Genomic DNA, 10,059 nt, shown 5'->3' with positions numbered 1-10,059 from the left:
TTGGACGAATCGATTCGGACGGCGATCGCAACGTTCATGGACCAGCACGATGTCGAATCGACGCCCGTCTGGGTCAGTTTCCCTGCCCGCGAGCTGGTTTCACGCTTCGTCAAATTGCCCCCGATCGCCGACAAGCAAGTGAAAGGACTGTTCGAAAAGGAGGTGGAGTCTCGGATTCCGCTGCCGCTGGACGAAGTGGCTTGCGTGCGTTGGATTGCCCCCCTTCCCGAAGACGAATTGACTGCGATCGGACGCCCGGCGTTTGTGTCAGCGGCAAAGAAGCAGTTCGTTGATCGCTATCTCGAGAATCTCAGCTTGGCCGGTTTGCCCGTCAGCGGTTTGCAAGCGACGCCGATCGCCCTGATGAATTTTGCCGCATTTGAGTTCGCCGAGCGGTTGGAACGGAATCAAACCGACGACCGCGCGGACGGGAAGTTGCCGACCGTGGCTCTGTTTGACTGTGGCGCGGAAATGACCATCGCGATCATCGTCAGCAGCGTGTCGTGCTGGTTCTGGTCCTTCGAATCGGGCGGCAATGAATTCACTCGATTGATCAGCCGAGCCACCAAAACGACACACTCCGAGGCAGAAACACTGAAACGCAACCCCGCGTCTCTGGAGCATCCGGCAACTCAATTCGAAGGAGTCGAACATCGAATCGATGAGATGCGCGGAAGGCTGTCCAAACTGGTCAGTGACCAATGCGAACAACACGACGAATTCGACATCCAGCAAACTTGGTGCTGTGGCGGTGGAGCCCTGACACACGGTTGGGTCAAGCGAATTCTATGCGACATTTAGACGTTCAAAGAGAGAGTACCGTGCCTGGTTCAACGCAACGCAGCACCGACGACATGCCGAAATCGTTCCGCTATGCAGCCTTCATTTGTCTGCTGGGCCTGATTCAGGGATGTGGCGAAAGTCAGCAAGACCTGTTCCTGAAGCATGCACAACGGGATCGCGCTGGCGGAACCGCCAACCAGCAGGTTGCCAGTCAGAACGCCGCCGAGAAGCCGGCAACGGCTGCCGATCCCGTCGCAGATCCGGTGGCTGCCAAGCCGCGCCCGCAAATCGTGAACACCAGTGTCGCGTCGTCGCTGCCGAAGGACAGACCGACCCAAGAAATCGCCGAAAGCGAATCCGATGAATCCGATGACCGAACGAGTTTGACAGACACGATCGGCATCCGACCGATCTCGCAACGCCAACCCGATACCGAGTTGACCGTTGCCGAGCGCCGACGAAGAGCGTTTGACAATCTGCAACGGATCAACGAAGCGCTGACCCTGTACCTGGATGATAAGGGGCATTACCCCAAGTCTTACACGACCAATTCAGGTGGAGTCCCGACGCTTTCGTGGCGAGTCGAATTGTTGCCCTACCTGGGTCACGAGGAATTGTACAAGCAGTTTGACTTCAGTCGCGCTTGGAACATGCCACCCAACAAAGACCTGCTGCAGTACATCCCCGATGCCTTCGTCTCACCCGAGCGTTTTGACGTCAAGACAAACTACCAGCTGCCGGTCGATTCCGCCTTCATCTTTGGCGAAAACAGGGCGCTCACGCCCGCGATGATCGATGACGGCCCCGAGAACACCATCATGTTGGTCGAGGTCAATGACGCGCACGCCGTCCACTGGACCGAACCGAAGGACTTCGATCCCAAGTCGCCGATGAAGATGAGCCCCTACCTGGGCAAACTGCGCGTCGATGGGACCTTCGCCCTCTGGGCCAACGGCTTCCCTGTGCTACTTGAGCAGGGACTCAGCGACGCGAAGCTTTTTCAGGCGATGACCTACGACAAAAGTGACGCGCTTCGCGCCGGAGACATCCATCGTGCAATCACGGTCGAACAAGCCGAAGACGACCCCGAACCCGAAGCGTCCCTCACACCCGATCAAGTCGCCGAAACGGCCGACGACATCATCAGACCGCAAGTCGACATGGGAATCGATCTGCCGCTGATGGTCGACGACCCGACGATGACACGAGAACCCGTTCCCTCGGCGATCGAACTCACCGCTGCCCAAAACAAGCTGCGAGAAATCTTCCGCGACAAGATCCAACACGCCAAGAGCGCCGACGAGAAACGAAAGCTGGCTTCGGAATTCGTCGCCCTTGCCGAGGACATGGAAGCCGATCCGTCCGGCGCGTTTGCGCTACAACAGGCCGCGCTCCGGCTGGCAATCGAATCCAATGACGGAACCCTGTTGATCAAAGCCATCGATCAACGCGTGGCCCGATTCGAAGTCGACTCGTTTCGCGAGAACTTGAAATGGATTCAAGCCTTTGGCGAAGAAACCGCCAGCCGCGACGCGAGCATCGTCAAGGGTGACGGCATTCTCAAACGGGCGATTCCCGTGATCTATGCGGGCATTCGCGAAAACGAATACATGCTGGCCAGCTCCGTCGCGCGCATCGCGAACCGATTCACCTCAAGCAATCGCGAAGACAAGGTTTCGCGTTTGTTGACGCGTCTGCGAACACAGCTCGGCGCGGCGAAACGCGAGTACGACCAATCCGTCGACGATCTGGAGCGGTTTCGCACCAACCCCGAGGACGTCGCCGCAGGGGCCGCCTTCGGTAGCTTCCTGTGCTTCATCAAAGGGGATTGGCAAACCGGGCTGCCCCTGATTGCCGAGGGCACCGGCGGAGATCTGGTCGAAGTCGTCAAAATGGACCTCCGCGGGGCATCGCGTGCGATCGATCAAGTCGCACTCGGTGACGCCTGGTGGGAACTCAGCCGGCGCGGATCCGGCGCCTACCGCCAAGGCGCCGAAGATCGTGCGGTGATGTGGTACTCCCAATCGATCGTGCGACTACCCGAGTCGCTCGATCGAATTCACGTCGAAAACCGTTTGAAAGAAGCCGACCAATCGGATGCCCGCAGCCCCATCGCGTTGTGCATTCAACTGGCTGATGAAATCGGCGTCGATCTCACCAGAAGCCTCACCTCGATCGCCGCCAAAGGCGGACGCGTGGCGCGCCGAAACCACGATGACGACGACTGATGCCGACTCAATAACTGTTCGAATCCAGTTGCACCTTGCCGCGAAAGATCCAGTAAATCGTGATCGTGTAACTGGCCACGCAGGGCATACCGATCAAGGCGATCCACAGCATGGTGATCAGCGTCTGGTGGCTGCTGCGGGCGTTCTCCAGCGTCACGCTGTACGCCGGATCGATCGTCGAAAGCACGAAATTGGGGAAGATCGCGACGCTGAACAATGACGCCAACGCGGCGATGACCATCGACGAAGTAAAAAACGCGTAGCCGGGTTTGCCCAAATGCATCGCCCGCGGAATGTTCAACACCGCCAACGCGTTGAGCACCGGAACGATCCACAACCATGGATGCCGGGTCAGCGTTTCGGTCGCGTGCGGGACGTGCAACCAGGTGGCGATGGTGACCACCGCATACAGTCCCGCAAAACAATAAAACAGTGGAAGGATCCGGCTGCGTACTCGCTGCTGCAGCTCGTCTTCTGTTTTAAGAAACAGATAGATCGACCCGTGCAGCGCGAACAACGACACGGTGAGCGCCCCGACCAGCAACGGATACCAGTACAACTGGTCCAGCAACCCGCCCTCGTATCGGAACATCGGGCCGACTTGCATGCCGGCCATCACGTTACCGCCGGCGATTCCTAACAGAGCCGCCGCGGTGATCGACGAGAGAAAGAATCCGGTGTCCCAAAAACGTCGCCAAGCGGTCGAATGCACCTTGGAACGGAATTCCAAACTGACCGCCCGGCCGATCAGACACGTCAACAGCAAATGGAATGCGGCGTAAAAACTGCTGAACACCGTGGCGTACGCGTTGGGGAACGCAGCGAACAACGCCCCGCCGAAGGTCACCAACCAGACTTCATTGCCGTCCCACAGCGGTCCGATGGAGTTCATCACCAACCGCCGCTCGCGATCATCTTTGGCGATGAATGGATGCAGGATTCCGACCCCCAGGTCGAATCCGTCCAGGATCGCGTACCCGGTCAGCAACACACCGAGCAGGAAAAACCAGACCAACGTGATCGTGTCGTAGCTCATCACAACTCCTCGTCCATGAGTCCGCCGCCACGGCCTGTGCCTCCGTGACGGATCTGATCCGACAGTTTCGATGCGCTGCGAGTCCGCTTATGCGATTCAAGTTCCTCGATGCTTTCGGGTCCATGTTGGATCTTGTGGTTGAGCACAAAGATCCAAACCGCGAACAACAGCGAATAGATGACGGCGAACAAGACGATCGAACTGAGCACTTGCTCGGCCGTCACCGATTCACTCAGCCCGTCTTTGGTTCTTAATCCCATCATTTCCACACCGTTTTGAACCGACGGGTGCACGATCCAGGGTTGCCGTCCGACTTCGGCGGTGATCCATCCGGCCTGGTTGGCCGTCATCGCCGCCAGCGGCATCAACACGATCGACCACATCAACCAGCGATGGTTTTGATACGTTTGTTTAAACCAAAACCAACACGCCAACGCCGCCAGCACGATCATCATCGTGCCCAAGCCGACCATCAGGTGGAACATTTGAAACGGCAGCCAAACCGGCGGGCGGTCGGATTCGGGAATCTGATCCATGCCCGGAACCGGTTTGCCGGGATCGTTGTAGACCATCAAGCTGAGCAACCAAGGCACGCGAACACCGAAGTGAACCGTTTCGTTTTCCGCATCCGGCCAGCCGAATAAATACAGCCCGGTGGGCTGGTCGGTCGTTTCAAAATGCGCCTCCATCGCAGCCAGCTTGGCCGGTTGCGTTTCGACCAATTTCTGGGCCGAGTCGTGACCGGTCAGTGCGGCAAGCAGTGTGAACGCCAACGCACTCGGTAGGGCAATCGAAAGACAACGCCGCGCGACGTCTTCATGTCGCTGCTTGAGCAAATAGAACGAGCACACCGACGCGACGAAGAAGGCGCCCAGCACCAACGCCCCGAGCAGGGTGTGCGTCAAACGATCCACCGACGATGGGTTAAACACCATCGCCCAAAAATCCGTCACTTCGGCGCGGGGAATGCTTTGGCCCTGAATCTCTTGCCAAACGATGTGATAGCCCGCCGGAGTCTGTTGCCAACTGTTGGCGATCACGATCCAAACGGCGCTAAAGACCGATCCGAGAAACACCATCAAGGTGCTGAAAAGATGCATCTTCGGACCGACGCGGTCCCAGCCGAACACCAGAATCGCCAGAAATCCGCTCTCCAAGAAGAACGCAAAAATGCCTTCGGCGGCAAGCGCGGACCCAAACACATCGCCGACGAATCGCGAGTACGCCGCCCAGTTGGTTCCGAATTCGAACTCCATCACGATCCCGGTCGCCACGCCCATCGCGAAATTGACCGCAAAGACGCGCGTCCAAAATCGAGCCGCAGCTTCCCACGCCGGATGCCCCGTGCGGACATACGCCAACTCGCACAAGAACAACTGCAGCCCCAGACCGATCGAAAGCGGCGGAAACAAGTAGTGGAACATGATCGTTCCGGCAAACTGCAGTCGACTAAGAAGTTCGACGTCCATCATGATGGTTTTCTCAAACATGAGAAGGATTGCGACGCTGAATTCTAGGCCTGGGCACCCACCACGTGCAGCCGGTCAATTGTCGCACGCCGCGACCGGACGGCTCGCGCCGTTCCGCTCACACCATCCGTTATCTGTTAGCGGCAGGGCGCAAGCCCTCCGGTCCGTCAACGCGTTTCCAAGCGCCGCCACCGGACGGCCATCACGCGCCGCATGACCTCCAGTCACTCTTGCCCCGGCAGTCCCGTGATCGGCATGACCGTCGGAATCGGATCGCCCAGATCGTGCAGCGCCTGCTCGACCGCTTCGTGCTGGACGAGCGATTTGATCAAGCGTTCTCGTGTCGTCGCCTTGGTCATCGCCCCCAGCAATTCGATGTCCCACTGGACGGTCATGGCGTCGTGGGTCTGCGTCACGTGCACCTTGGCTTCCATGCCTTCGTTTTGCAGAATCGCTTTCCGAATGGCCGTGGCCAAAGCGTCCAGCCTCTCTTGCCGCGAAGCACTGACGACGAACTGCCCCGTGCTGACCGGTTGTCGCGTCGTGTCGGCCACTTCACCGATCGCATCGAGACGCTTGAACGTCATCACGCCGTTGTCAAACACGATGCCGAACAGTTCCGATGGGACCGAACCGCAAGCCAACTGCTGAGCACCGCACATCTCGGTCGGACAAGGACTGAACGGCAGGAAACCGACGTATCGCCAACCGTACAAACGTTTCTTGCCACACGCGTCTTTGCTGATCACCGATTCGTAGTACCCGATCGGGACGTTGGTCGCCGCGACGACAAACTTCTGCGAGCTTCCCGGCACGCCGCCGCCGGAGTCCTCGGCCGTGGGAAGAAAACCGGTTCCCGCCTTGGCCAAGTCGGCGATCGCTTTGACGTTTTCGTCAAACTGCGAATCAAGCTCTTGGTTCAGCGATGTCAGATTCCAACCATCGGTCAAGCCGACCGAGACGTGGGCCGATCCCAGCCCGGGACGCACGTCGATCGAATACTCTTCAGAGAAATCCGGCAGGTATTCCAGCGAGATGGCCACGAACTCATCGCTCGGCCGTGTGGTCGAAACCTTGCCCTCGGTCACCACGCTGCCGCCCGGTTCAATCCGCAGATACGGCTTTGGGCGATAGTACCGAATGCCGGTGTCGTCAGGGCCGGGCGCCGCACGAATCCGGACACGCGGCGTGCAGCCCAGACTTCCAACCATCGCCAACAGGCCGACCGCCAACAGCACGGCGGGCAGAGATTTGTGACGCATTTCTGTCTCCCATCCTTGGTACGACAAAGTAAGTTCCCACGGGGGGTGTATCGGGACTGGGGGTCCCGCGGTTCACCCGCAGCCTGTGGTCACCCTGTCAGAACGGTTGATGGGATTGAACGAATGATGCCAGCGGTAACGATCAAGCGATACGACGAACTCACACCTGATCAGTGGCGGCGAGTGGTCGCGACCGCCAAACGCCACGTCAAAGCGATCACCGGACAGTCCAGCGAAATCGGAATCGGACGAAAGTACAGCGGTGGCAAACCCTTCGGATGGCAGCTCGCCCTGCGCGTCTATCTGCCCCGCAAACGTCGACGTGTGGCCCCTGCCCAACGGGTTCCGCCGCACTTTCAAATCAGACTCAAACGCAGCGACGGCAAGTTCGACTTGTTGGTGATTCGATCGGATGTCGAGTCGCTCGGCGATTATGTTCCCACCGCGGCGAGCGTCAAACTCGGGAAACGCGACGCAGCCAGCGGATTGTTACTGCGCTGGAATGGAATCGATGGCGAAATCAAATGGGGATTCGCCACCGTCGGCCACTTGTATGACGACACGTCCTTGCGCACCTGCTCGGTCCGCGTCCATGCGACGACCGCGTTTCAATGCCGACGCTTCAAAGCAGCTGCCCGAGGCGAACATCTCGACGTGGCCGTGATGGTGATTGTCGGCAAGCCGGCTGAGATCGAAGAGAAACTGAAATGTTGCGAGCTGATCAAGAACAACGACCCGCCGCCGATCGATCTGATGAGTGTTCGCCAAGTTCACCGCGCTGCGATGCGGCATCGTCGCGGCCGCACGTTCCCACCGGGTGACGAGCAGGCGTTTACCGGTGAAGAAGTCTTTCCGGACGGCTTTCGACTGGGATCGCGAATTCTGGATGACTGCATTCGAGTCGGACGCTCAGCCGAAGACACGTTCCGACGAGGCACTTCGGGATCCGCGTGGCGGTTCGGCGACCAGGCGGCGTGCATGCAAGTCGGCGGCAAAGTGACGGAGTTCCGCGAAGGCATCGGCCAGCCCTTGGATCGTTTCCTGGACTGGATTCAATCGGCGATCGGAGAGTCGGCGAAAGTCGTCGCCGTATGGTGAGGGTGATTGGGGAGAAGAGCCCAGCCTCTCCCACAAGGACGGCGGGTCAGCGCAACCAAGCCTTCAGGTTTCGCGAAACGAATTCGTCGTCGATCAGATGTGGATAGGCATCGCACACACGATCGATTTCGTCGCGTTGACCCGGCGAGAGACATTCCTCGGGATCCAAGCACCGAGGGCTGGACAACAGCCCCTGGCGATACAACACCTCTTGGATGCCGGCGATACAGCCTGCGAATCCGTTGGCGGCGTCGAACAGTGCGGCGTTGCAATCGGTGACCTGCGTCGCCAGCGTCAACAACCCGCGTTGCATCTGATCGGCCCCCCGGGCGCTCTTGCACGTCTGCAGCAATTCGACCGCCTTTTGGGTCCAGCACGCCCAGTGCCCGAGCAGGCCGCCGACGATCTGGATTCGTTTCACATAGTCGTTGACCCGGATTTCATAGTCGGTCAGCAGGTCCAGGACGATCGCGTCGTCATTGCCGGTGTACAACGTGACGTCGTTTCCGCGTCCGGACTCGACAACCGCGCGAACCACATCCAGCGTCTTGTATCGATCGAAGGGCGAAATCTTGATCCCGACCAAGTTGCTGATGCCCGCCAAGCGCCTCCAAAAATCGACCGACAGCACTCGCCCGCCGACCGCGGGTTGCAGATAAAACCCAAAGATCGGAATCCGCTCGGCGACCGCCCGGCAATGCTCGATCAACTGATCGTCGCTGGCATCCGGCAAGGCGGCCAGCGACAACAACCCGATGTGATAGCCGAGATCTCGAGCCAGCCGGGCTTCATCGATCGCCTGGTCCGTCTGGCCGCAGATCCCGGCGATCAGAACGGTCTGTCGGCCGCCGGCGGCATCCAGATCACGAGCCGTCTCTGCGGCAAGCTCGAGCACCGGTCGAAGCAGATTGTGTTGGGGCTCGCGAATTTGGAATTGGGTCGTGTGGACACCGACCGCCAGACCTCCGGCACCAGCCGCGTGATAGTAGCGAGTCAGTGCGCGTTGGCTGCGACGGTCGAAGTTACCCTCGGCATCGAGCGCCAAAGGATGCGCCGGGATCACGATGCCGCTGCGAATCGATTGCATCGCCCATTCAGGCGGCATCGGCGCGTTTTGTTGCATCCCCTTAGAAGGCGCCATCGCGAACCTCAAAATGCGTCGGCTTGCCCAACAACGGAGCGTCCTGGCGGACCCAGTGGGCGGTCCATTGAATCACCCGCTCCATCGGCGTCGGCGGTGCGCCCAACCGCTCGGCACACTGGGATGCATTACTCAGCAGAGCGGTCTCGGATTCCTGACCGCTGAACCGGACGTCGCGGTTCATCAATCGACCAAACGTCTGGGCGACTTCGCGGACAGAAAAGGTTTCCAGGCTGGTCAAGTTGATCGGTCGCGGCGGCGATTGGGCCAGCGGGACGGCGCGTAGGATCAAGTCATTTGCATCGCCTTGCCAGATGCAATTGAAGTAGCCTTGCGTTACGTCGATCGTCTCTCCGCGGAAAACCTTCAGTGCCAAATCGGTCAGCACGCCATAGCGCAGATCGGTCGCATAGTTCAATCGGATCATGGCGACCGGCGTGCCGTGGACGCGCGAGAAATGATCGAAGATGCGTTCGCGTCCGACCGCCGCATACGCATACTCGCCGACCGGCTCCAAAGGATCGGATTCACGCGACCCGCCTTGGTCCGTGGGTGTAAACGGATAGACGTTTCCGGTCGAGAGCGCGACAAAGGTGGACTGGGGATAACGCCGCATCGCACAGGCCGGCGCGATCGTGTTGACGGCCCAGGTGTGCGATGGGTTTTGTCGGGTTCCGAATTTCGAGCCGACCAGATAGATGACCGTGTCGGTGTCGGGCAATTCGTCCAATGCGTCTTGCGAAAGCAGGTCCGCAGCCACGGTCTTGACGCCCCGCTGGTCGAGCCAGTCGCGGGCAACCGGATCGGAGAATCGACTGACCGCAACGACCTGGGCAGCGGCCCCGGCTTGATCGATCGCGCGCTGGGCACGTGCGGCCAGAGTCGGCCCCATCTTGCCACCGGCTCCCAGGATCACGAGGCTTCCCGAAAGCGTTGCGGCCCACTCGATCAATTCCGCCGACGGCGTGATCAGGAGTTCCTCGAGTTGGGATTCGTCTTCGATGACGTCGGGAAGGCCGTGGGTCGAATTCATGAGCGGTGA

The 10,059-nt window shown here is 59.5% G+C and carries 8 protein-coding genes; 3 read left to right on the top strand and 5 right to left on the bottom strand.

Annotated elements, in window-relative coordinates; genetic code table 11:
• Together pilM and ABX749_RS09850 are read left to right on the top strand one after the other, a co-directional pair.
• On the top strand, nt 1–801 hold an 801-nt coding region (gene pilM, locus ABX749_RS09855; RefSeq protein WP_372895825.1), incomplete at its 5' end, for a pilus assembly protein PilM.
• Between the two features lie 20 nt (nt 802–821).
• Nucleotides 822–3,011, top strand: coding sequence for a DUF1559 domain-containing protein (locus ABX749_RS09850; protein ID WP_372895824.1), 2,190 nt, complete (start codon nt 822–824; stop codon nt 3,009–3,011).
• A gap of 7 nt (nt 3,012–3,018) precedes the next feature.
• Here ABX749_RS09850 and cydB read toward each other — a convergent pair whose 3' ends face one another.
• From cydB to ABX749_RS09835, 3 genes are all read right to left on the bottom strand, one after another.
• Nucleotides 3,019–4,047 carry a cytochrome d ubiquinol oxidase subunit II gene (gene cydB / locus ABX749_RS09845; protein WP_145220566.1) on the bottom strand — a complete coding sequence of 343 codons (1,029 nt, stop codon included), beginning with the start codon at nt 4,045–4,047 and terminating at the stop codon, nt 3,019–3,021.
• Nucleotides 4,047–5,519, bottom strand: a complete 1,473-nt coding sequence (locus ABX749_RS09840; protein WP_372895826.1) for a cytochrome ubiquinol oxidase subunit I — start codon at nt 5,517–5,519, stop codon at nt 4,047–4,049. Before ABX749_RS09840 ends, cydB begins: the two co-directional genes overlap by 1 nt.
• Before the next feature lie 221 nt (nt 5,520–5,740).
• Nucleotides 5,741–6,778: a hypothetical protein gene (locus ABX749_RS09835; RefSeq protein ID WP_372895823.1), complete on the bottom strand. Its 1,038-nt coding sequence runs from the start codon at nt 6,776–6,778 to the stop codon at nt 5,741–5,743.
• 123 nt (nt 6,779–6,901) lie between these two features.
• Here ABX749_RS09835 and ABX749_RS09830 point away from each other — a divergent pair, with 123 nt between their 5' ends.
• On the top strand, nt 6,902–7,876 hold the full coding sequence (locus ABX749_RS09830; protein ID WP_372895822.1) for a hypothetical protein: 975 nt from the start codon (nt 6,902–6,904) through the stop codon (nt 7,874–7,876).
• Between the two features lie 46 nt (nt 7,877–7,922).
• On the opposite strand, the gene ABX749_RS09825 is transcribed toward ABX749_RS09830, so the two are convergent.
• Both ABX749_RS09825 and ABX749_RS09820 read right to left on the bottom strand, forming a co-directional pair.
• Nucleotides 7,923–9,017 (bottom strand): dihydrodipicolinate synthase family protein, encoded by a 1,095-nt coding sequence (locus ABX749_RS09825; RefSeq protein ID WP_372895821.1) that lies wholly within the window; start codon nt 9,015–9,017, stop codon nt 7,923–7,925.
• On the bottom strand, nt 9,004–10,059 hold a 1,056-nt coding region (locus ABX749_RS09820; RefSeq protein WP_372895820.1), incomplete at its 5' end, for an NAD-dependent epimerase/dehydratase family protein. The genes ABX749_RS09825 and ABX749_RS09820, both read right to left, overlap by 14 nt.

This window comes from Stieleria sp., from assembly GCF_041595215.1.
Lineage (GTDB): Bacteria > Planctomycetota > Planctomycetia > Pirellulales > Pirellulaceae > Stieleria > Stieleria magnilauensis.
Note: the sequence above shows the minus strand (reverse complement) of the source record. Positions and strands in the feature narration are given on the sequence as shown.

Bases quoted from the DNA above. Each gene is read 5' to 3' on its own strand.
- ABX749_RS09830 (WP_372895822.1), top strand. From the start codon at position 6,902: ATGATGCCAGCGGTAACGATCAAGCGATACGACGAACTCACACCTGAT.
- ABX749_RS09840 (WP_372895826.1), bottom strand. From the start codon at position 5,519: ATGATGGACGTCGAACTTCTTAGTCGACTGCAGTTTGCCGGAACGATC.
- cydB (WP_145220566.1), bottom strand. From the start codon at position 4,047: ATGAGCTACGACACGATCACGTTGGTCTGGTTTTTCCTGCTCGGTGTG.
- ABX749_RS09835 (WP_372895823.1), bottom strand. From the start codon at position 6,778: ATGCGTCACAAATCTCTGCCCGCCGTGCTGTTGGCGGTCGGCCTGTTG.
- ABX749_RS09825 (WP_372895821.1), bottom strand. From the start codon at position 9,017: ATGGCGCCTTCTAAGGGGATGCAACAAAACGCGCCGATGCCGCCTGAA.